The sequence below is a fragment of the Streptomyces sp. NPDC048349 genome, assembly GCF_040651925.1.
Classification (GTDB): Bacteria; Actinomycetota; Actinomycetes; order Streptomycetales; family Streptomycetaceae; genus Streptomyces.
Genome location: NZ_JBEZLA010000004.1, coordinates 189919 through 212419 on the forward strand (window position 1 = coordinate 189919; position 22501 = coordinate 212419).

16 protein-coding genes and 1 tRNA gene are annotated in these 22501 nt (G+C 68.8%); 7 read left to right on the forward strand and 10 right to left on the reverse strand.

What is annotated here, in order from left to right; translation table 11 throughout:
- Positions 1 to 62 precede the first annotated feature (62 nt).
- From prfA to AB0D44_RS04870, 10 genes are all read right to left on the reverse strand, one after another.
- Positions 63 to 1142 (reverse strand): peptide chain release factor 1, encoded by a 1080-nt coding sequence (prfA, locus tag AB0D44_RS04825; protein WP_362584350.1) that lies wholly within the window; start codon positions 1140 to 1142, stop codon positions 63 to 65.
- A gap of 126 nt (positions 1143 to 1268) precedes the next feature.
- On the reverse strand, positions 1269 to 1487 hold the full coding sequence (rpmE, locus tag AB0D44_RS04830; RefSeq protein WP_362584353.1) for a 50S ribosomal protein L31: 219 nt from the start codon (positions 1485 to 1487) through the stop codon (positions 1269 to 1271).
- Positions 1488 to 1734: 247 nt separating this feature from the next.
- Positions 1735 to 2835, reverse strand: a complete 1101-nt coding sequence (locus AB0D44_RS04835) for an LCP family protein (protein ID WP_362584356.1) — start codon at positions 2833 to 2835, stop codon at positions 1735 to 1737.
- Positions 2836 to 3117: 282 nt separating this feature from the next.
- Complete coding sequence (gene rho / locus AB0D44_RS04840; RefSeq protein WP_362584358.1) at positions 3118 to 5214, reverse strand: transcription termination factor Rho; 2097 nt, start codon at positions 5212 to 5214, stop codon at positions 3118 to 3120.
- A gap of 426 nt (positions 5215 to 5640) precedes the next feature.
- Complete coding sequence (gene thrB, locus AB0D44_RS04845; protein ID WP_362584361.1) at positions 5641 to 6567, reverse strand: homoserine kinase; 927 nt, start codon at positions 6565 to 6567, stop codon at positions 5641 to 5643.
- A gap of 281 nt (positions 6568 to 6848) precedes the next feature.
- A complete protein-coding gene (thrC, locus tag AB0D44_RS04850; protein WP_362584363.1) occupies positions 6849 to 7919 on the reverse strand; it encodes a threonine synthase in 1071 nt (356 codons plus the stop codon).
- A 6-nt stretch (positions 7920 to 7925) separates the two neighbouring features.
- A complete protein-coding gene (locus tag AB0D44_RS04855) occupies positions 7926 to 9215 on the reverse strand; it encodes a homoserine dehydrogenase (protein ID WP_362584479.1) in 1290 nt (429 codons plus the stop codon).
- 160 nt (positions 9216 to 9375) lie between these two features.
- A complete protein-coding gene (lysA, locus tag AB0D44_RS04860; RefSeq protein ID WP_362584365.1) occupies positions 9376 to 10767 on the reverse strand; it encodes a diaminopimelate decarboxylase in 1392 nt (463 codons plus the stop codon).
- Between the two features lie 19 nt (positions 10768 to 10786).
- Positions 10787 to 11893 carry an ArgS-related anticodon-binding protein NrtL gene (gene nrtL / locus AB0D44_RS04865; protein ID WP_362584367.1) on the reverse strand — a complete coding sequence of 369 codons (1107 nt, stop codon included), beginning with the start codon at positions 11891 to 11893 and terminating at the stop codon, positions 10787 to 10789.
- Between the two features lie 205 nt (positions 11894 to 12098).
- A complete protein-coding gene (locus tag AB0D44_RS04870; protein ID WP_362584482.1) occupies positions 12099 to 12596 on the reverse strand; it encodes a response regulator in 498 nt (165 codons plus the stop codon).
- A gap of 82 nt (positions 12597 to 12678) precedes the next feature.
- On the opposite strand from AB0D44_RS04870, the gene AB0D44_RS04875 reads away from it, so the two are divergent.
- The 7 genes from AB0D44_RS04875 (at position 12679) to AB0D44_RS04905 (ending at position 22489) form a co-directional block, all read left to right on the forward strand.
- A tRNA-Arg gene (locus tag AB0D44_RS04875) sits at positions 12679 to 12750 on the forward strand.
- A 417-nt stretch (positions 12751 to 13167) separates the two neighbouring features.
- Positions 13168 to 13860, forward strand: a complete 693-nt coding sequence (locus tag AB0D44_RS04880) for a hypothetical protein (RefSeq protein ID WP_362584370.1) — start codon at positions 13168 to 13170, stop codon at positions 13858 to 13860.
- Positions 13857 to 14531, forward strand: coding sequence for a restriction endonuclease subunit S (locus AB0D44_RS04885; RefSeq protein ID WP_362584373.1), 675 nt, complete (start codon positions 13857 to 13859; stop codon positions 14529 to 14531). Before AB0D44_RS04880 ends, AB0D44_RS04885 begins: the two co-directional genes overlap by 4 nt.
- Before the next feature lie 71 nt (positions 14532 to 14602).
- Positions 14603 to 17083 carry a class I SAM-dependent DNA methyltransferase gene (locus AB0D44_RS04890; RefSeq protein ID WP_362584376.1) on the forward strand — a complete coding sequence of 827 codons (2481 nt, stop codon included), beginning with the start codon at positions 14603 to 14605 and terminating at the stop codon, positions 17081 to 17083.
- Positions 17076 to 18311 carry a restriction endonuclease subunit S gene (locus AB0D44_RS04895; protein ID WP_362584379.1) on the forward strand — a complete coding sequence of 412 codons (1236 nt, stop codon included), beginning with the start codon at positions 17076 to 17078 and terminating at the stop codon, positions 18309 to 18311. Before AB0D44_RS04890 ends, AB0D44_RS04895 begins: the two co-directional genes overlap by 8 nt.
- Before the next feature lie 79 nt (positions 18312 to 18390).
- Positions 18391 to 21744: an HsdR family type I site-specific deoxyribonuclease gene (locus tag AB0D44_RS04900; RefSeq protein WP_362584382.1), complete on the forward strand. Its 3354-nt coding sequence runs from the start codon at positions 18391 to 18393 to the stop codon at positions 21742 to 21744.
- 7 nt (positions 21745 to 21751) lie between these two features.
- A complete protein-coding gene (locus tag AB0D44_RS04905) occupies positions 21752 to 22489 on the forward strand; it encodes a SprT family zinc-dependent metalloprotease (RefSeq protein ID WP_362584384.1) in 738 nt (245 codons plus the stop codon).
- The last annotated feature ends 12 nt before the right edge of the window (positions 22490 to 22501 follow it).

A 22501-nucleotide genomic window follows, 5' to 3' on the forward strand; every position in this document is an offset into this window, starting at 1 on the left:
TGTCGTACGGGGGGGTGGAACGGGTGGGGCGTGCTGCGGTGCGGCTCTGCTGCCCTGCGGCCCTACTGGGCGGCCGCGAGCTTGGCGGCGGAGTCGGCGTCGACACAGGCCTGGATGACCGAGTCGAGGTCGCCGTCGAGCACCTGGTCCAAGTTGTACGCCTTGAACCCGGTGCGGTGGTCCGAGATCCGGTTTTCCGGGAAGTTGTACGTGCGGATCTTCTCGGAGCGGTCCACGGAGCGCACCTGGCTGCGGCGCTGGTCGGAGGCCTCCTGCTCGGCGGCTTCCTGGGCGGCGGCCAGCAGGCGCGAGCGCAGGATGCGCATGGCCTGCTCCTTGTTCTGGAGCTGGCTCTTCTCGTTCTGGCAGGAGGCGACCACACCGGTGGGGATGTGCGTGATGCGCACGGCCGAGTCGGTGGTGTTGACGGACTGGCCGCCGGGGCCGGAGGAGCGGTACACGTCGATGCGGAGGTCGTTCATGTTGATCTCGACCTCGACCTCCTCGGCCTCCGGGGTGACGAGCACGCCGGCGGCGGAGGTGTGGATGCGGCCCTGGGACTCGGTGGCCGGAACCCGCTGGACGCGGTGCACGCCGCCCTCGTACTTCAGACGGGCCCACACGCCCTGGCCGGGCTCGGTGGCGCCCTGGCCACCCTTGGTGCGGACGGAGACCTGGACGTCCTTGTAGCCGCCGAGCTCGGACTCGGTGGCGTCGATGATCTCGGTCTTCCAGCCCACGCGCTCGGCGTAGCGCAGGTACATGCGCAGCAGGTCGCCGGCGAACAGGGCCGACTCGTCGCCGCCCGCGCCCGCCTTGACCTCCAGGAGCACGTCCTTGTCGTCGCTGGGGTCGCGCGGGACCAGCAGCAGGCGGAGCTTCTCGGTGAGCTCCTCGCGCTGCTGCGTCAGCTCCTTGACCTCGGCGGCGAAGTCCGGGTCGTCGGCCGCGAACTCCTTGGCCGTCTCGATGTCCTCGGCCGCCTGCTTCCACGCACGGAAGGTCGCGATGATCGGGGTCAGCTCCGCGTAGCGCTTGTTCAGCTTGCGCGCGTTGGCCTGATCGGAGTGGACCGAAGGGTCGGCGAGCTTCTTCTCAAGGTCGGCGTGCTCGCCGACCAGTTCCTCGACCGCCTCGAACATCGGGGTACTCCTGGGGTAAAAGTGCGAAGGACTGCAGGGGGTGACGGGGCTGGACGACGACAAAGGCGCCGGTCCGGCCGCCCCCGAGTGGACAGGGGGCGGCCGGTGACCGGCGCCTGGGTCGCGCTACTTCTTGGCCGCACCCTTGCCGAAGCGAGCCTCGAAGCGGGCCACGCGGCCACCGGTGTCGAGGATCTTCTGCTTGCCCGTGTAGAACGGGTGGCACTCGGAGCAGACCTCGGCACGGATGGTGCCGCTGGTCAGCGTGGAGCGGGTGGTGAACGACGCGCCACAGGTGCAGCTGACCTGGGTCTCGACGTACTCGGGGTGGATCTCGCTCTTCAAGGTGTCTCCTAGATTCGGGAGGGCGCCGGGTCGCAGGAGCCGAATTGCGCACTGCGTGAACCGGGGCCGACAGACCAGTCTGCCAGGACCGGGCTGCCTGTCAAAATTCTGAGGACGCCTCCCTCAACGGCAGGGGTCCGGCATCTATTCCGCCCCCGTCCCCGGCCGCCCGCGCCGAGCCGCCGCCGGGCCGCCGCCGGGCGCCGCCGGACTCCCGTCGGGGCGCCGCCGGGCCCTCTGCGCGCCCTCACTGGACGATCGAACCGGCCGTGCCCTTGTCTCCGGACGAGTTCGCGGTGGCCTCCGCGGGGATCGGCCGGTCGGCCAGCAGGGCGTCCCAGACCAGCTGGGACTCCTTCTTCAGCGGGGCGACGCGGTTGGTGTCGAGCGCGTCCGTCGTCACCGGCAGGGTGATCATGTGCATGTCCTGGGCGTTGATGCCCTGGAGGCTCTGGGCAAAGCCCATGAGGGACTTCACGTCCCCGAGCGATCTGTCGGTGGTGATCGACTTGGTGCCGGTGTCGGCGAGGTCGAGCAGCTGCTTGGGGTTGTCGAACAGGCCGATGCTCTTGACCTGCTTGATCAGCGCCTTGATGAAGGCCTGCTGGAGCTGTATTCGGCCGAGGTCGCCGCCGTCCCCGACGGCGTGGCGGGTGCGGACCAGGCCGAGGGCCTGCTCGCCGTTCAGCTTGTTCGGGCCGGCCGGGAGGTCCAGGTGGCTGTAGTCGTCCTTGATCGGCTTGGCGGTGGTGACGTCGACCCCGCCGAGGGTGTCGATGATCTTCTTGAAGCCCGTGAAGTCGACCTCGATGTAGTGGTCCATGCGGATCCCCGACATCTTCTCGACGGTCTTGACCGCACAGGCCGCCCCGCCGACGGCGTACGCCTCGTTGAACTGCTTGCGCGTGCCGCCGGGGTCGGTCTTGCCCTTGCCCGTGGTGCACGAGGGGCGGACGGTCATGGTGTCCCGGGGTATCGACACGATGCTGGCCTTCGTGTGGCCCTCGTTCAGGTGGACGATCATCGCCGTGTCGGAGCGGGCGGAACCGCCGTCGTCCGGGCCGTACCCGGAGTTCGCGCCGCCGCGGGAGTCGGAACCGAGGACCAGGATGTCCATCGAGCCGTTGTCGACGTTCTGCGGGCGGTCGGTGCCGAGCGCCTGGTCGATGTCGACGGTCTTCAGGTTGCCGTTCAGCTTGAAGTAGAAGTAGCCGAGGCCCGCCCCGCCGAGCAGGACCACGCCGGCGGCGCTCCAGGCGGCGACGACGAGGGCCCTGCGGCGCTTGGCGGGTTTACGGCGTCGCCGGCCCGCGGCACGCCGGCCGCCGCCGTTGCTGTCCTGGCTCATGCTCTCCTCAGTCCTGAACGCGGTCCCCTGTTTTTGACACAGACGGGCTGACGTCCCCCAGGGTTCCACGGCTCCCGGGGCCCCCGGACCGGGCCGGCGGAGGTCGCGTTCCCGGACGGATGCTCGGCAGCCCCGCCGCCACCTGCGGTTTTCGCGGGGGACGCGGGAGCGCGGCCGGAGGTTCAGCCGGGCCCGGGGTGTGGTGAAGGTCGCACCGTACGCCGACGGCCGCCCCCGTCGCGGGTGCGACGGGGGCGGCCGTGGTGCTGCAGGGGGCGGGACTCAGTCGTCGTTCTTGCCCGACGGGGTCGTCTTCGCGATCTGCATCAGGAACTCGGCGTTCGACTTCGTCTGCTTCATCTTGTCGAGCAGCAGCTCGATCGCCTGCTGCGAGTCGAGCGCGTGCAGCACCCGGCGCAGCTTCCAGACGATGGCGAGCTCCTCCGCGTTGAGGAGGATCTCCTCCTTGCGGGTGCCCGACGGGTCGACGTCGACGGCGGGGAAGATGCGCTTGTCGGCGAGCTTCCGGTCGAGCTTGAGCTCCATGTTGCCGGTGCCCTTGAACTCCTCGAAGATCACCTCGTCCATGCGCGAGCCGGTGTCGACCAGCGCGGTGGCCAGGATGGTCAGCGAGCCGCCGTCCTCGATGTTGCGCGCGGCACCGAAGAAGCGCTTCGGCGGGTAGAGCGCGGTCGAGTCGACACCACCGGACAGGATGCGGCCGGAGGCGGGCGCCGCGAGGTTGTACGCGCGGCCCAGGCGGGTGATGGAGTCCAGCAGGACGACCACGTCGTGACCCAGCTCGACGAGGCGCTTGGCGCGCTCGATGGCCAGCTCGGCGACGGTGGTGTGGTCCTCGGCCGGGCGGTCGAAGGTCGAGGAGATGACCTCGCCCTTGACCGACCGCTGCATGTCGGTGACCTCTTCCGGACGCTCGTCGACCAGGACGACCATCAGGTGGCACTCGGGGTTGTTCGTGGTGATCGCGTTGGCGATCGCCTGCATGATCATGGTCTTGCCGGTCTTCGGCGGGGCCACGATCAGGCCTCGCTGACCCTTGCCGATCGGCGACACCAGGTCGATGATGCGGGTCGTCAGCACGCCCGGGTCGGTCTCCAGACGGAGCCGGTCCTGCGGGTACAGCGGCGTCAGCTTCTGGAACTCCGGTCGTCCGCGGCCGGATTCGGGCGCCATGCCGTTCACCGAGTCCAGTCGCACAAGGGCGTTGAACTTCTCGCGGCGCTCGCCGTCCTTGGGCTGGCGCACGGCACCGGTGGTGTGGTCGCCCTTGCGCAGACCCGCCTTGCGGACCTGGGCGAGGGAGACGTACACGTCGTTGGGGCCGGGCAGGTAGCCCGAGGTCCGGATGAACGCGTAGTTGTCGAGGATGTCGAGGATGCCCGCGACGGGGATCAGCACGTCGTCGTCGGCGACCTGCGGCTCGTTCGGGGCGAACTCGTCGCGCCCACGACGGCCACGGCGGTCGCGGTAGCGGCCGCGACGGCCGCGACGGCCGCCCTCGTCGTCGAAGTCGTCCTGCGGACCGCTGTCCTGGCGGTCCTGACGGCCCTGCTGGCCCTGGCCGCGGCCGCCCTGCTGCTGGCGGTCGCCGCGCTCGGGCCGGTCCTGACGACCGCCGCCCTGGCCACCCTGAGCACCCTGGCCCTGGCCGCCCTGACCCTGGCCGCCCTGGCCCTGCTCGTCGGCCTTGGCACCGCGGTCGCGGCGGTCACGCTGGCGGTCGCCGCGCTCGGCGCCGCGCTCCCGGCGGTCGCGGCGGCCGCGGCCCTCACCCTCCTGGGCGGGGGCGGAGACGGCGGTGGCGGCCTCGGCCTTCACGTCCGTCTGCGGCGCGGTGGCGGTCGCCGTGGCGGCCTCGGCCTTGACGGTCTCGGTCTTCTGCTCGACCTGTACGGCGACGGGGGCCGAGGCCTCCGGGCTGCCGGACGGGGCGGTCGCCCGGCGCCGACGGCGCTCGCCCACCGGGGCGTCGTCGCTGGCCGGCTGGCCGGGGATGTCGATCTGGGCCTGCGCGGCAGGCTTCTCGGCGGGCGCAGCGGCGGCGGCCTCGCCCGTGCGGGCCTTGCTGGTGGCGCGGCGCTTCGGCTTGGCCTCGGCGGTGTCCGCGGCGGAGGCGGCGGCCTTGGGCGCGGCGGCACCGCCCGCCTGCGTCTCCTTGATGACCTCGATCAGCTGGCTCTTGCGCATCCGCGCGGTGCCCCTGATGCCGAGGCCCGACGCGACCTGCTGCAGCTCGGCCAGGACCATGCCCTCAAGGCCGGTGCCGGTGCGGCGACGCTTGGGTGCGGCGCCCGCGGCGGGGGCACTGGTGTCGACAGAGGTGTCGGCAGCGCCCATCAGATCGGTGGTGTCGCTCACGAAGGGTCCTTCCCTGGAGCGGACGTCGGCCTGTCTGGCTCGGCGACCGGTTGTGCTGTCCGACAACAGTCCGTGACCTGATGGGGTTGGACTGTGCCGGGGCGGTGGTCCGCCGGTAGAGATACGGCGGAGAGAAAACGTGCGTGGCTGGTTCCGGCGAGAAGCCCCCGAGCTGGAAGCGTGGGAATGTCACGCCGATTCCGGAGCGTGCTCGAAACTGCTGGAAGTGATCAAAGCAGTCGGGGAGGCTCCCGGAAGAAAGGTGGTCCCGATGGGGGACACTGAGCACCGAGCCATGGCGGCTTCGGCTGCGCACTTGAGACTAACACTACCGGATCCAACAAACATTCCCCCTCTCAATCACCGGCAATCACGCCCTTCCGCGCGGGCGGCCTGCCCTGGCCGCCCGCCCCTGACCGGCCTGGCTCAGCCGCCCTGGGTTCCCAGCGGAAGTACGCTCGCGCCCGCGGCGTCGAGGGCGAGCCGGTTCGCCGCCCACCCTTCGCCCGCGAGCTGCGCGACCTTGTCGGCCGCGTCGTTGTCGACCAGCGCGAGGACCGTGGGGCCCGCGCCGGAGATGACCGCGGGGATGCCGTCCGCCCGCAGTCGGTTCACCAGGGCGACGCTCTCGGGCATCGCCGGGGACCGGTACTCCTGGTGGAGCCGGTCTTCGGTGGCCGGCAGGAGGAACTCGGGACGCCTGGTCAGGGCCTCCACGAGCAGTCCTGCACGACCTGCGTTCACGGCCGCGTCCACGTGCGGCACGGTGCGCGGCAGCAGGCCGCGCGCGGTCTCCGTGAGGACCGGCTTGGAGGGGACGAAGACCACCGGAACGATGGAATCGGCGGGCTCCATCCGGATCGCCTTGGCGCTGCCGCCGTCCATCCAGGCCAGGGTGAAGCCGCCGAGCAGACAGGCGGCGACGTTGTCGGGGTGGCCCTCGATCTCGGTCGCGAGCTCCAGGAGCGCCGCGTCGTCGAGCTTGGCCTCGCCGCCTATGGTCACGGCGCGGGCGGCGACGATGCCGGCGCAGATGGCGGCGGAGGAGGAGCCGAGGCCACGGCCGTGCGGGATGCGGTTGGCGCAGACGACCTCGAGGCCGCGCGGCTGCCCGCCCAGCAGGTCGAAGGCGGTCCGCATGGAGCGTACGAGCAGGTGGCTCTCGTCCCGCGGGAGGGTGTCGGCGCCCTCACCCGCGATGTCGATGTTCAGGCCGGAGTCGGCCACCCGGACGACGACGTCGTCGTAGAGCCCCAGGGCCAGGCCGAGGGCGTCGAAGCCCGGGCCGAGATTGGCACTGCTGGCGGGGACGCGCACCCGTACGGCGGCGGCGCGGAACGCTGGACCGGCCATCGTCCGATGACACTCCTTGTGACTGTGCGAGATCTTCGCTCTTCGCTGGCTCGCTGCGAATGTACTGGAGAACGTACGACACCCGAAGGCCCTGTGGGCAGCACCGCGGTCATATGCACGGTGGCGGATGTAAGTACAGCGTATCGAAGGAAGGTTCTCTCGCGACATAGGGCGCACAGGAGGCGCACGATGCGTGTCGCGGCTTCGGCCGCACTTTTGGTGCCGTACGGGGTGAGTTGCCGGTTCCGGGGGCCCGAGGACCCCCGGAACCGGGTCGTGCGTCAGACGAGGCCGAGGCGGACGGCCGCGGCTTCGGCATCCACCGGAACGGTGACCGGCTGCGGAGCGCCGGCGATCGCCCAGTCGGGGTCCTTCAGGCCGTTGCCGGTGACGGTGCACACGATCGTCTGGCCCGGGTCCACCAGGCCCAGCTCGGCGGCCTTGAGCAGGCCGGCCACGGAGGCGGCCGAGGCGGGCTCGACGAAGACGCCCTCCTGCGAGGCCAACAGCCGGTAGGCGGCCAGGATCTGACGGTCGGTCACCTCGTCGATGAAGCCGCCCGACTCGTCACGCGCGGCCAGCGCGTAGTCCCAGGACGCCGGGTTGCCGATGCGGATCGCGGTCGCGATGGTGTGCGGCTCCTTGACGACCTCCCCGCGCACGATGGGCGCGGAGCCGGAGGCCTGGAAACCCCACACGCGGGGCGTACGGGAGGCCAGGCCGTCGGCCTTGTACTCCTTGAAGCCCCTCCAGTACGCGGTGATGTTGCCGGCGTTGCCGACGGGCAGCACGTGGATGTCGGGGGCGTCGCCGAGCGCGTCGACGATCTCGAACGCGGCCGTCTTCTGGCCCTCGATGCGTACGGGGTTGACCGAATTGACCAGCGCCACCGGGTAGTTGTCGGACAGCGCGCGGGCGAGATTCAGACAGTCGTCGAAGTTGCCGTCCACCTGGAGGATCTTGGCGCCGTGCACGAGGGCCTGGCCCATCTTGCCGAGCGCGATCTTGCCGCGGGGCACGAGGACGGCGGAGACCATGCCGGCGCGCACCGCGTACGCGGCGGCCGAGGCCGAGGTGTTGCCGGTCGAGGCGCAGATGACGGCCTTGGCGCCCTCTTCCTTGGCCCGGGTGATGGCCATGGTCATGCCGCGGTCCTTGAAGGACCCGGTGGGGTTCGCCCCCTCGACCTTGAGGTGCACCTCGCAGCCGGTGCGCTCGGAGAGCACCTGCGCGGGAACGAGCGGCGTGCCGCCCTCGCGGAGTGTGACCACGGGAGTCGTGTCCGTCACCGGCAGCCGGTCCCGGTACTCCTCGATGATGCCGCGCCACTGGTGGGTGCGATTGCTGCTCATGGGTCCTTACTCCCCTTCAACACGCATGATGCTGGCGACACCGCGGACGGTGTCCAGCTTCCGCAGCGCCTCGACGGTCCCGGAGAGGGCGGCGTCGGGTGCGCGGTGAGTGACGACGACGAGGGAGGCCTCGCCGTCCTTGCCCTGCTGCCGCACGGTGTCGATGGAGACGCCGTGCTCGGCGAAGGTCGTCGCGACCTGGGCGAGCACGCCCGGCTTGTCGGCCACATCGAGGCTGATGTGGTACCGGGTCACGACATCGCCCATGGGGCTGACCGGCAGCTGGGTGTACGCCGACTCGCCCGGCCCCGTTGCCTCGGCGAGCTTGTTGCGGCAGACGGCGACGAGGTCGCCGAGCACCGCGGACGCGGTCGGCGAACCGCCCGCGCCGGGCCCGTAGAACATGAGCCGCCCGGCGGCCTCCGCCTCGACGAAGACCGCGTTGTACGCCTCGCGGACGGAGGCGAGCGGGTGGCTGAGCGGGATCATGGCCGGGTGCACGCGGGCGGTGACGGACTCGCCGTCGGCGGCGCGCTCGAGGATCGCCAGGAGCTTGATGGTGCAGCCCATCCGCTTGGCGGAGGCGAAGTCGGCGGCGCTGACCTCGGTCATTCCCTCACGGTAGACGTCGTCGAGGCGGACGCGGGTGTGGAAGGCGATGCCGGCCAGGATCGCGGCCTTGGCGGCGGCGTCGTAGCCCTCGACGTCGGCGGTGGGGTCCGCCTCGGCGTACCCGAGGGCCGTGGCCTCGTCCAGCGCCTCCTGGTAGCCGGCGCCGGTGGAGTCCATCTTGTCGAGGATGAAGTTCGTCGTGCCGTTGACGATGCCCATGACGCGGTTGATCTTGTCGCCCGCGAGGGACTCGCGCATCGGGCGGACCAGCGGGATCGCGCCGGCGACGGCGGCCTCGTAGTAAAGGTCCAGGCCGTGGGTCTCGGCCGCGGCGTGCAGGGCGGCACCGTCCTGGGCGAGCAGCGCCTTGTTCGCGGAGACGACGGAGATGCCGTTCTCGAACGCGGTGGTGATCAGCGTCCGGGCCGGCTCGATCCCGCCGATGACCTCGATGGCCACGTCGATGTCGCCGCGTTTGAGGAGGGCGGTCGCATCGGTGGTGATGAGCGCCGGGTCGATGCCCTCGCGCACCTTGGACGGCCGGCGCACCGCGACGCCCGCGAGCTCGACGGGCGCGCCGATCCGGGCCGTCAGATCGTCGGCGTGCGTCGTCATGATGCGAGCCACTTCCGAGCCGACCACTCCACAGCCCAGCAGCGCCACCTTCAGCGGACGCGTACGCATCATTCGACCTACGCCTTTCGATCTTCCATCAGTACCCCGCGCGCGGCTTGCACACGGGGTGAGAACCAGTCTCACTCAATGGACATCAGTTTCCACCCTCGGTCCATTGAGTGAGACACCTATTTTGGGGGTCTGAGGGCTTCTCCCCGGAATAAGCGAATCATCCCAGGTCGAGACGCAGGAGATCTTCCTCCGTCTCGCGCCGGACGATCACCCGGGCCTGCCCGTCGCGCACGGCGACCACGGGCGGACGCAGCGCGTGGTTGTAGTTGCTGGCCATGGAGCGGCAGTACGCACCCGTGGCCGGGACGGCGATCAGGTCGCCGGGGGCCAGGTCGGCGGGCAGGAACGCGTCCTTCACGACGATGTCGCCGCTCTCGCAGTGCTTGCCGACGACGCGGGCGAGCATGGGCTCGGCCTCGGAGGTGCGGGAGACGAGGGTGACGGAGTACTCGGCGTCGTAGAGGGCGGTCCGGATGTTGTCCGACATCCCGCCGTCGACACTGACGTACGTCCGCAGACCCTCGAGCGGCTTGATAGTGCCGACCTCGTAGAGGGTGAAGGCGGTGGGGCCGACGATGGCGCGGCCGGGCTCGACGGAGATGCGGGGAGCGCGCAGTCCCGCGCTCTCGCACTCCCGGGCCACGATCTCGGTGAGGGCCTTGGCGATCTCGTGCGGCTCGCGCGGATCGTCGTCGGCGGTGTAGGCGATCCCGAGTCCGCCGCCGAGGTCGATCTCGGGGAGCTCCACGCCGTGCTCGTCGCGTACGGCGGCCAGCAGCCGGACGACCCGCTTCGCCGACACCTCGAAGCCCGCCATGTCGAAGATCTGCGAGCCGATGTGGGAGTGGACGCCGAGCAGCTCGAGCGAGTCGTGCCCGAGGGCCCTGCGTACGGCCTCGGCGGCGGACCCGTCGGCCACGGCGATGCCGAACTTCTGGTCCTCGTGCGCGGTCGCGATGAACTCGTGCGTGTGCGCTTCCACGCCGACCGTCACACGGATCTGGACGGGCTGGCGCACGCCCAGCTCACGGGCGATGTGCGCGACGCGGGCGATCTCCTGGAAGGAGTCGAGCACGATCCGCCCGACACCGGCCCCGATCGCCCTCCTGATCTCCTGCTCGGACTTGTTGTTGCCGTGGAAGGCGATCCGGGAGGCGGGCATCTCGGCGGCGAGCGCGGTGGCCAGCTCCCCGCCGGAGCACACGTCGAGGTTCAGCCCCTCTTCCCCCAGCCACTTCACGACGGCCTTGGAGAGGAACGCCTTGCCGGCGTAGAAGACGTCGGCCTCCTTGCCGAAGGCGTGGGCCCAGGCCCGGCAGCGCGCCCGGAAGTCCTCCTCGTCGAGGAAGTAGGCAGGGGTACCGAACTCCTCGGCCAGCTTGGTCACTTCGATGCCCCCGACGCTGACGACGCCGTCGTCCGAGCGCGTGACGGTCCGGGCCCAGACCTTCTCGTCGAGGGCGTTCAGGTCGGCGGGCGGCGGGGAGTAGTGCCCCTCGGGCAGGACGTCGGCGTGACGGGGTCCGGCGGGGTGCGCGGAACGGCTCATCGGTATCTCTCTTCGCAGGTCACAGGCGTTCGGGTGCGTCAATGCCGAGGAGGGCCAGGCCGCCGGCCAGCACCGTCCCGGCGGCTTCGGCAAGAGCCAGCCGGGCCCGGTGGGCGGCCGAGGGTTTCTCGTCCCCGTGGGGCAGCACGCGGTACTGGAAGTCGAGCAGCGCGTCGGCCACCTCGACGAGGTGCCGGGTGAGCCGCTCGGGCGCCCGGTGGTGCCCGGCGGCTTCGAGGACGAGCCGGTGCTCGGCGAGGGCGCGCAGCAGCGCGGGGGCGTCCACCTCCCCGACGGCGGGCCCGAACCCCAGGTCGGCGGCGTTCCGCAGCAGCGCGCGGCTGCGCGCATGGGCGTACCGCACCCGGAAGAACTCGCTGCCCTCGCCCTGGACGAGCAGCGCATCGCAGAAGGCGGGGGTCTCGCGGGCGGGTACGGCGAGCATGGCCCAGCGCGCGGCGTCGGCGCCGTACCGGGCGACGACGTCGGCGTCCCGCTTGGCGAGGGGCGCAACGACGAGCCCGGCGAGCACGTCACACTCGCTGGCGCCCTGGCCGCTGCCGGCTTGGCTGCTGCCTTGGCTGCCGGCTTGGCCGCTGCCGGCTTGGCTGCTGGCTTGGCCGCCGCCTCGGCCGCTGCCGCCTTGGCCGCTGGCTTGGCCGCTGCCGGCTTGGCCGCTGGCTTGGCTGCCGCCCTGGCCGCTGCCCTGGCTGCGCAGGAGCCTGGCCACGCTCTCGCGTACGACGCGCTCGCGCAGCCCGGGCCCGGTATCCCCGTCGACGGGTGCAAGGGGCCCGCCCCCCGCACACACATCCGCGATGACGAGGGGCGCGGAGGGCGCCGGCAGCACGAAATTCAGGAACCCCGGCCCGGTGACCTCGACACGCTCGATCCCCGCCTCCCGGCCGAGCCGACGGGCCAGCACCCTGGCCACGTCACCGGGCGCGCACCGGGCGCCCTTCGCGAGCTGCAAGGCGACGGGAGTCGCGTAGTCCCCCACCCCACCGGGCCGGGTCCGCTCCACGACGACCCGCCCGGGCAGGACCACTCCGGCCCCCAGCTCCCCATCCCCGACGGCGCAGCGCACGGCGCGCACGACGGCATCGGGAAGATCGGCGGGATTCACGAGACCAGCCTAGGCGAGACGGCCACCCACTCCGCGAAGGGTTTCGCCATGTGAAATGGGCCCGCTCAAGAGCTGCTGGAGCCACACGGGAGACGCCGGGAAAGAGCCCGACAAAAGAGAGGTACGGGCAGGCCCGAAGCGGCGGCCACCCCACAGGAGGGCGAAGAGCGACGAGCGACGAGCGACGAGCCTCCAAGCTCTCCCCTCAGCCCCTCCCCCTCCCGGCGGGGGCGCCCTTCCTCCCGTCGCGCCGGTCCTTCCCCTCGACCAGCCGCCGCACGACCCGTACCAGCTCGGCGGGCTCGAAGGGCTTGGCGACGAAGGCATCCACCCCGGCCGCGATCCCCGCCTCCACCTCGTGCTGCGTACAGGCACTCACGATCGCGACGGGCACCGCACTGGTCCGCGGATCGGCCCGCAACTGCGCGGCGGTCCCGAACCCGTCCAGCCGCGGCATGACCACGTCGAGCGTGATCACGTCAGGACACACGCGGTGCACGACGTCCAGGCACTCGGCACCATCGTTCGCGGTCACGACCTCGAAGCCCTCCAGCTCGAGATTGACCTTGATCAGCTGCCGGATGACCTTGTTGTCGTCGACAACAAGCACCCGGCCCGAGACGCCTGGCACAACTCGAGAGTAGGTCGGCCCCACCCCCCGCGTCCGGGTTTTCGCCACTTCCACCCCCTCCGGGCGATGCACCTCCCCCTCACCCCCAAACCGGTTCCTGATCACCCCGTGGAAGCTGGTAGTGTTCAACCCGTCGCCGCACAGCGAACGACACGCCCCCGTAGCTCAGGGGATAGAGCAACGGCCTCCGGAGCCGTGTGCGCAGGTTCGAATCCTGCCGGGGGCACTCCAGCAAAGGCAGCGCGATCACGCCGCTGCCCAGCTGAAGTGCCAAGCATGAAGGCCCGAACTCAGTCCAACTGAGTCCGGGCCTTTGTCGTTGTCGCGTATTGACCGCCACCCCATCCCCCGCTCAGGGCCCGCGCGTTCAGCCCCCGGCAAGGCCAGTTACGCCGTGGAACATCCCACCCGACACCGGCTCCGCAATCCGTTGTGTATGTACATACGCTTGAAGCCAGCCATGGTGATCGGCTGTGGTAGCTTTTCTGGTGCACGTCAGCGATCGGGGGCATTGCACACGGTCCGCGCTCCTGCGGCGTCTCCAGGCATAGCTATGCCCCGGGGCGCTTGCGAGCAGAGGCACACACCGGGGCTTACGTACATGACCGTAGTACCCAATCCCACAGTTGTGCAACATGGACCCTTGGGGGGGATCGCCATGCCGTGCGCCACCGCTGACGAGATGGACCTGATCAGGATGCTCGATGCCGGGCGGTACGCCGACCCGAGCACCCTCTGCTCGGCCACTTGCCGTCAGCCCCTGGAGTGGTCCGACTGGGAGACGAACACCTCCAAGGCTATGTACGAGGTGCTCCGGCACCTGGAGAACGTCCTGCGGTGTGCCATCTCCGCCAGACTGTCGGCTCACTACGGACAGGTGGACTGGTGGAACGCCACACGCCTGCGTCTCACCTACGGAACCGAGAAGAAGATCGCAGAGGCCGAGGAGAAGCTGTCCCGCATCTCGGTGCCGCCGACCGCGACCGCCATTCAGCGTGAGATGACGCTTGGATTCTGGGTGACCCTGATGGGGCGCGGCGCCGACTACGAGACGCAGCTGTGGCGTCCCATCAGTGCCGGGTTCCCCGGCTATCGGGGACGCCGCGGGCCGCTGCACACCCGTCTGGATCACCTGAGGGTGCTCCGGAACAAAGTGGCGCACCAGGACCGCATAGGCGGCCGAGATCTTGCCGCCGACCGCCGGTCCGCTCTCACCGCCATCGGGTACGTCTCCGAGTCGGTGGCTCGCCGGGTCGACGCGGCGGACACCTCGCTGCCGGCGCTGCTGGCGTCCCGCCCGCAGACGTGCGCCCAGCGCCGAGGAGGGGGATCGTGACGCGGACGCCAGTGCTCCTGGGTGATGTCTGCGAGGTCACCCCGAGCCCTTCCAGCGATCTCTTCTCCGAGCTCACGGCCGACGGCGAGGGAACGCCGGTGGTCACACCCGCAGACATCTCCGACACCAGACGGATCGATGCGCAAGCCCTCCGGCGGCTGCCGGGCGACTCCGTCGGCCTGGAGCGTTTCCGGCTGCGACCGGGCGACCTGGTGCTGGTACGGCTGGGGAGGGTCGGCCGGGTCGGGCTCGTCGGCGAGGACGCTCGCGACTGGATCTACCACGCTTCCTGCATTCGGATCCGCCCGGACGAAGAGCAGGTCGACCCCGTGTACTTGTCGAGCTATTTGGCGCATCCACCCGTGGTCGACGAACTGCTGTCGCATGTCCACGTGGGAACGGTGCCGATGCTCACGGCGGGCTCTCTGAAGAGGTTGCCCCTCGTACTGCCCCCCCTGCACAAGCAGAGGCTGATGGCCGGGGCCCTCGGCGAGGTGAGCCTTCAGATGGACGTCCACCACCGCATGCTGGCGCGCCTCGACGCACTGAGGCAGGGGATGTTCGCCCGGATGCTGGGTGACGAGTTCCCGAGCACCGCCACCTCACGGCCGGCCGGGCCTCTTCTCGAGCGCAGAGCGCCGAGGACCCGCCGTACGAACCGAATGTCATAGCCCGGTCCTAGCCTGGACCGGTATTCCGCAGGACCCGCCTCCTGCGGGACGTAAGCAAGAGGAGACCCCGAGTGGCACAGCTCACGCTGCCGCAGCTGGAGCGGCATCTGTATGCGGCCGCGGACATCCTGCGCGGCAAGATGGACGCGGCGCAGTACCAGGACTACATCTTCGGCATGCTGTTCCTGAAGCGCGCTTCGGACCAGTTCGACGTGGCCCAGGTCGCGATGGTCAAGAAGCTCCTCGCGGAAGGGAAGAGCCGGGAGCAGGCCGAACGCATTTCCGAGGCGCGCGGCGCCTACAAGGCGCACGAGTTCTACGTGCCGCACGAGTCGCGCTGGTCCACGATCGTCGGGAAGTCCCGGACCGAACCGGCCGAGGCCCTGAACGTGGCGCTGGCCGCGCTGGAGGCCGCCAACCACCAGGCTCTCGACGGAGTCCTCTCCTACATCAGCTTCACGGAGAACCGCGGCGGCAACACCAAGCTGACCAGGCCGGTCATCCAGCAGCTCATCGACCACTTCAGCGAGTACCGGCTCAGCAACGACGACTTCGAGTTCCCCGACCTCCTCGGGCACGCCTACGAGTACCTGATCGGCGAGTTCGCCGACGAGGGCGGCAAGAAGGGCGGCCAGTTCTACACCCCGCGTTCGGTCATCCGCATGATGAACCAACTGGTCAAACCAGAGCCGGGCATGTCCGTCTATGACCCCTGCTGCGGTTCGGCCGGCATGCTGATCCTCGCCAAGGAGTACGTGCAGGACCATGGCGGTGACGAGTCCCACCTCTCCGTGTACGGGCAGGAGGACAACGGCAGCGCCTGGGCGATGGCCCGGATGAATCTGCTGATGCACGGCGTCGCGGACGGTGTCATCCACCACGGCGACACTCTCGCCGACCCGAAGCACACGCACGAGGGGCAGCTCCAGCGGTTCGACCGCATCCTCACCAATCCGCCGTTCGCGCAGAACTACCGCCAGGAAGGCATGAAGTTCCCCGAGCGCATGGTGAACTGGACGCCCGAGTCCGGCAAGAAGGCCGACCTCATGTTCATCCAGCACGTGCTGGCTGTGCTGGAGCCGGACGGCATCGGGGCGTCCGTCATGCCGCACGGCGTGCTGTTCCGAAGCGGCGAGGAACAGAAGATCCGCAAGCGGATCATCGAGGAACACCGCCTGGAAGCCGTGATCGGGATCGGGCCCAACGTCTTCTACGGCACCGGCATTCCTGCCTGCATCCTCGTCTTGCGCGGCCGCAAGGGCGCGCCTGAAGGACGGCGCGATGGCGTGCTCTTCATCAACGCCGACCGCGAGATCACCGCCGGACGCACCCAGAACCTCCTCGAGGCCCAGCACGCGGAGAAGATCGTCTCTGCGTACGAGGGGTGGCAGGAGATCCCCGGCTTCGCCCGCATCGTGGGTTTCGAGGAGCTGGCGGAGAACGACTACAACCTCAACATCCGCCGCTACGTGGACAATACTCCCGCTCCGGAGCCGCAGGACGTACGGGCGCACCTCTACGGGGGCGTACCCAGGAGCGAGATCGCGGCGCGCAAGGAACAGTTCGAGGCTTTCGGCATCGAACCCGAGGGGGCGCTCTTCCGGCTCCGGAACGGCGATCCCGAGTATGTGGACTTCCTGGCGGAGGGCCATGAAGCGACGGCGGCCCGGATCCCGGGCCTCGCGCAGGAAAGGGAAGTCGTCCTCGGGCGGGCGTTCCACAGCTGGTGGAGTGAACACCGGGAGCAGCTCGCGAAGCTGCCGGTGCACCGGCAGAAGGCGCAGACGCGCAGTGAACTCCTCACCACCTTCGTGGCCGCGTTGGAGCGCGTCGGTGTGCTCGACCGGCATCAGCTGGCGGGTGCGGTGGCCGCTTGGTGGTTCGACGCCAGGAACGACCTCGACGTGCTGATGGCGAAGGACTTCCAGGGCCTGATCGACGGCTGGGTCCGCAGCATTGCCTCGGCGTTCGAAGAGCCCTCCGCCAAAGCGGATGCCAAGACGAAGGCCCGCTACCGGGCAGCCATGCGCAAGGCTCGCGATCACCGGCTGGTCCCGGAACTGATCCCGACCTACGTGAAGCAGCTGGAGACGGCGGAAGCGCTGGTCGCGAAGCTGGACGCGGAAGTGAAGGCCGGCTCCCCGCCGAAGAGGACGTCAAAGGCGGGCGAGGCGGACGGCGAGGACGACGTCGACGAGGAAGAGCTCGACCTTTCCCACGTCCTTCCCCCCAAGGTCCTGAGCGCCCTGAAGAAGAAGCAGCGGGTGGCGAAACTGGAGCTTTCCCTCATCAAGGCGTCGTTCGTGACAGAACTGCAGGCTGCAGCGGAGAAGCTCACCCCCGCGCAAGCCCAGGAGGTCGTCCTCGGCTTCTTGAACGCGGACCTCTATGCGCGCATGGTCCGATTCGTCGCTGCCGATCGCCGGGCCCTGGTCGACGCCTTTCGCAACTGGGGCGACAAGTACGCGGTGACCCTCGCCGACCTGGAGCAGGAGCGCGAAGCCTCGGCGAAGCGCCTGCGCGGGTACCTGGAGGAGCTGGGATATGCGTGAGGGCTGGAAGCGAGTCGCTCTGGCAGAGGTCACGCGCGAGGAAAACATCCGCGTGGGCGATCTGGCAGACAAGGCTGTGGTCCTCTCGTCCACGAAACATCACGGCCTCGTTTCGTCAGATGACTACTTCAAGAACCGCCAGGTGTACAGCGACGACACCTCGGGGTACAAGCTGGTCCGCAGGGGCTGGTTCGCGTACGCGACGAATCATCTGACGGAAGGCTCCATCGGCCTTCAAATGCTGACCGACGTGGCGTGCGTCAGCCCGATCTACACCGTTTTTTCATGCACGCCGGAAATCAATGCGGATTTCCTTTATCGCATTCTCAAGACCGACGCGATGTTGGCTGAATACGGTGTACATGACCAGGCTTCGGTAGACCGCCGAGGGGCAGTTCGGTACCGGGATTTCAAGAAGATCGAGATCGATCTCCCACCGCTCGCGGAACAGCGAAGGATTTGCGAAATCCTGGACGAGGTCGATGCTCATATCCATACGGCACGCGCCATCCTAAAGAAGCACGATCAGGCCCACTTCGGAACCCTGGAGCGGCTGTTCACGACAGGGGTGGCGCCCGGCCGCAGGAGAACACGGAGCGCCATTGGCGAAATCCCTGCCGATTGGGATCTCCTGCCCATCTCCGAGGTGTGTGAAGTCAGATCGGGCAGCACTCCGTCACGCTCGGAGGGAGACCTCTACTTTTCGCCGTCCGGAACGCCGTGGGTGAAGACGCTGGACTTGAATGAGGGGGTTATTTCCTCCACGCAAGAGGGAGTAACCGATATCGGACTGCAGAGTTCGAACATGCGTGTCTATCCACCTCATACGGTCCTGGTGGCCATGTACGGCGGCTGGGGGCAAATCGGCCGTACGGCAATCCTGGGATGCTCCGCCGCCGTCAATCAGGCCCTGTCCGCCCTGGAAGTCAAACAGGAGGCGAGGCTCCTCCCTCAGTTCCTGCTCCTCGCCCTCCAGCACGGCCGTCTACGTTGGAGGAAGGTGGGGGCGAGCACCCGTAAGGACGCCAACATCACGAAGAGTGACGTGGAAGCATTCTTGATTCCCATCCCAGGGCTCGCCGAACAGCAACGGATCATGCGGATCATGGCCGACCTGCATCAGCAACGAACTGACGGCCAGCGCCTTCTGGCGAAGCTTGAGCTCTTCAGGAAGTCGACGAGGGACGACCTGTTGGCCGGCAGGGTCGCCGTTTCCGTCGGCGCATAGCTCTACCGCGCTCCACTGCGCTGCGCCCGGCTGCACCTCGCCCCCCACGTACTGCTCGTCAAAGGAGACCGCACCACACATGTCCGGCCCCGAGTACAGGTACGTAGAGGCCCCACTCATCGCGCAGCTCACCCACCGCAGCATGGGCTGGCGACATGTGGTGGGGAATCGGGACGTGGAACTTCAGGCCCCGGGCGAGCAGCGGTACGTCCGCGAGGGGACAGACAGCGCGCTCCTTCTCGGAATCCTGCAGGGCCAGTTGGACCGACTCAACCGGCTGCCCGGCGGGGCGAGATGGCTCGATGACGCCCGCGTCGCCACCGCGATCTCGGCCCTGAGCAAAGGCGGCGCACCGGGCGGCGGGCTCATCGCCGCCAATGAGGCAGCGACCGAGGCTCTGATCGAAGGCGTCGCCGTCCCCGGAGTCGAAGGGTGGGACGGCGGGCGAGCTCAGAAGGTCCGGTTCATCGACTGGCAGACGCCGGAGAACAACGACTTCCTCGTCGTCTCCCAGTTCCCGATGACGATCCCAGGAGCGCGGGACGACCACGGCCGGCCCAGGAGGCTCGTCGCCGATCTCGTGCTGTTCGTGAACGGCATCCCGCTGGTCGTCGTCGAGTGCAAAAAGCTCAAAGCGGGTCGGGGCGACGCCCACAAAGCGATACAGCAGTTGCGGCGGTATGCCAACCAGCGGCGGGAGTCAGTCACTCCGGAAGGGAGCGAACAGCTCTTCCGGACCGTGCAGCTGACGGTCGCGACCACGGGGGACACTGCGCTGCTGGGCACGTTCACGGCTCGCCCCCGGGACTATGCGGTCTGGCGGGATGCCCACCCGTTGGACACGAAGCAGGTGGCCGGCACCACCTATCACCCGGACGACGCCTTCGCCCGTGCACAGAAGACCCTCGCCGCCGGGGTGCTGCACCCGCACCGGCTGCTCGACATCGTGCGGAACTTCATCGTCTTCAAGGACGTCGAGATCGCCGAAGGGCGCACCGCCCGGGTGAAGATCGGCCCGCGCTACCAGCAGTACCGGGCCGTCCACAAGGCGATCGAGCGCCTGAGGGCGGGCGAGACCAGGCGGGTCCACGGGAAGGAAGACAAGCGGGGCGGCATCGTGTGGCACACACAGGGCTCGGGAAAGTCCCTGACCATGGTGTTCCTGGTGCGCAAGTTGCGCACTACACCGGGCTTGGGCCACTTCAAAGTCGTCGTGGTGACCGATCGGAAGCAGCTCCAGGACCAGCTTTCCGAGACGGCCGTACTGGCGGGCGAGAAGCCGGACATCATCACCCGCGCGTCCCAGGTGCCCAAGGTGCTCGGTCTGGAGAACGCCGGTCTGGTCTTCGTCATGATCCAGAAACAGCAGGACGCGGAGAGGACCCGGCAGAACACCGCCGACTCCCTTGCCCATGAGGGGACACCCGGTTGGGGGCTCATCAACGACCGCGAAGGCATCCTCATCATGGTCGACGAGGCCCACCGCTCCCACGGCTCCGCCCTTCACCAGAACCTCATGGAGTCCCTGCCCAACGCTGCCCGTATCGGCTTCACCGGCACCCCGATCATCATGAACCGCCGCAAGCTCACCGCCACGACCTTCGGTGAGTTCATCGACACCTACCGTCTCAACGACGCCGAGGATGACGGCGCCATCGTGCCTATCTACTACGAGGGCCACATCGCCAAGGGCGCCGTCATCGAGGGTGAGGCCCTGGAGGAGACGTTCCAGGAGGAGTTCGAAGAGCTCACCGATGAGCAGTACGACGAACTCCAGAAGCGGTACGCCAAGCCCTCGGCCGTTCTCGGCGCGAACGACATGATCCGGCGCAAGGCACGCCACATGCTGCGCCACTACGTCGAAGGGGCCATGAAGGAGGGCTTCAAGGCCCAGGTCGTGGCTCACTCCCGGGGGATCGCCGTCCGCTACCGCGAGGCTCTCATCGCCGCTCGCGACGAACTGGTCGTCGAAGTGGAGAAGGCGGCCAAGTCCCCGGCCGGTGTCCTCACCAAGGCCCAGCGGACACCGGCTGAGGACCGTACGCCCAGACAGCGGCTCCTGGTCGCCGCCCACAGACAACTCGAACTGCTCAAGGCCATCGACTTCGTGCCGGTGATCTCTCCCGACTCCGAGGACGACCCTGCTTGGGCGGCCTGGTCCGACGGAGGTGCTCAGGAGAAGGCCATCAAGGCGTTTCGCCGCCCCTTCCCCGACCCCGCCGAAGCCACTTCGGATTCGAGGCCGGTTGCCATGCTCATAGTCCGCACCATGCTGCTCACCGGCTTTGACGCCCCCATCGAGCAGGTCATGTACCTGGACCGCCGGATGCGCGAGGCCGAACTCCTACAGGCCGTCGCCCGTGTGAACCGTACCTACGGGGAGAAGAAGCAGGCGGGGTTCGTCGTCGACTACGCGGGCGTGGCGACGGCTCTCCTCGAAGCCTTGGCCGCCTACGCTTCCGACGAAGCCGAAGGCCTGCCCCTCGACTTCACCGTCGAGGAGAACAAGCTCGAGCATCAGTACAACGCACTGCGGCATCACCTCGGTCTCACCGAGGAACTCGTCGACCCGGACGACACCGCTGCGGTACACCGCCTGGTGGACATCTTGGAGGACGAGGAGCGGCGCATCGCCTACCGCAAGCTGCTCCGGGCGTTCCTGGCCACTCTCGACCTCCTCCTGCCACGCGAGGCGACCCGCCCCTACCTGCGGCCGGCGAAGCTCTTCAGTTTCATCGCCCTGGTGGCCAAGCAGCGCTTCAGCGAAGAGGAGGACGGATTCGACCCCGCCGCCTACGGGGCGCGGGTGGCTGAGCTGATCGACGAGCACGTGAAGGCCCTCGACGTGGAACGCGCGATAGAACCGACACGGCTCACGTCCGACGATTTCCGTACCAAGGTCGAGCAGCTACCGGGCGCCCGCGCCAAGGCTTCGATGATGGCGCACGCGGTGCGCAACCACATCGAACTCCATTTCCAGGAGAACCCGGTGGCTTACGACAGGCTGCGTGAACGGCTGGAAGAGATCCTCAGGAAGTACGCGCAGGACTGGGCCCATCAGCTCGTGGCGTTCGAGGAGCTCTCCCGGGAGGTGCAGGACGTGAGTCAGGGACGCGGCCCTGACCTGCCGGAAGACGTGCGCGGTCTCAGCAGGCTGGAGCAAGCCGTCTACCAGCAGCTGACCACCGTCGTCACCGACGGGGTCATCACCGACGACATACGTGCGGAGTTGATCGGTCTGGCGCGCGAGGTACGGGCCGTCGCCGTGCGGCACGCCTTGCGGAAGGACCTGTTCTACAACACGGCCGCCCTGCACGATCTGCAGAGCGACATCTGGATGATCCTTGCCGTCCACGACCGCACCCATCCTGCCGTGGACAGCTTGGCACCCGCGGTGCGGGAGATCATCCAGCACAACAAGAAGGACCTGTAGTCCGGCCATGTACACGACCTCGAGCGAACCGCTGTACGTGAACGATCTGGTCATCGACGTCCGTCCGGTGCCCGGGCGCAGGAGCGTCCGGCTCACGGTGGAACGCGACGCGCGGATCGTGGCGGCTGTGCCGCCGGGTACGGAGCAGGAGTCTCTCGAGGTCCTCATCCGCACGCGTCTTCCCTGGCTGTACGGCAAGGTGCGCGACCGCGAGGCGGATGTGGAGCAGCGACCCCACCGCCGCTTTCTCGACGGTGAGGGTTTCTACTACCTGGGGCGCAGCTACCGCCTCAAGACCGTCGATGCGGCCCCCCGCCCCGTGGCACTGGCGGAAGGCCGTATCAGGCTGCGGCGGGACCGCTCGGATTCGGCAACCGAGGATTTGGTCGCGTGGTACATCGAGCGGGGGCGCCACTGGCTGCCTCGGCGCGTGGGCCCGTGGGCGGAGTGCCTCGAAGCCCCATCAGTGGGCTTGAGCGTCCGCCCTCTGGGCTATCGGTGGGGGTCGTGCTCGAGCCGGGGTGCAGTCAACATCCACTGGGCAGCGATGCAGCTCCCCGCGGCGCTGGTGGACTACGTACTCGTGCACGAGCTGGCGCACATTCACGAGCCCAACCACTCGGCGACCTTCTGGCGGAGGGTGGCCCGGGCTCTGCCCGACTACGCATCCCGGAAGGAAAGGCTTGAGGAGTGGGGGGCCGGCCTGTGGCTTCCCCCAGGTACTGGTCCTTCTCTCGAGTGCTGACGCCATCGGGGT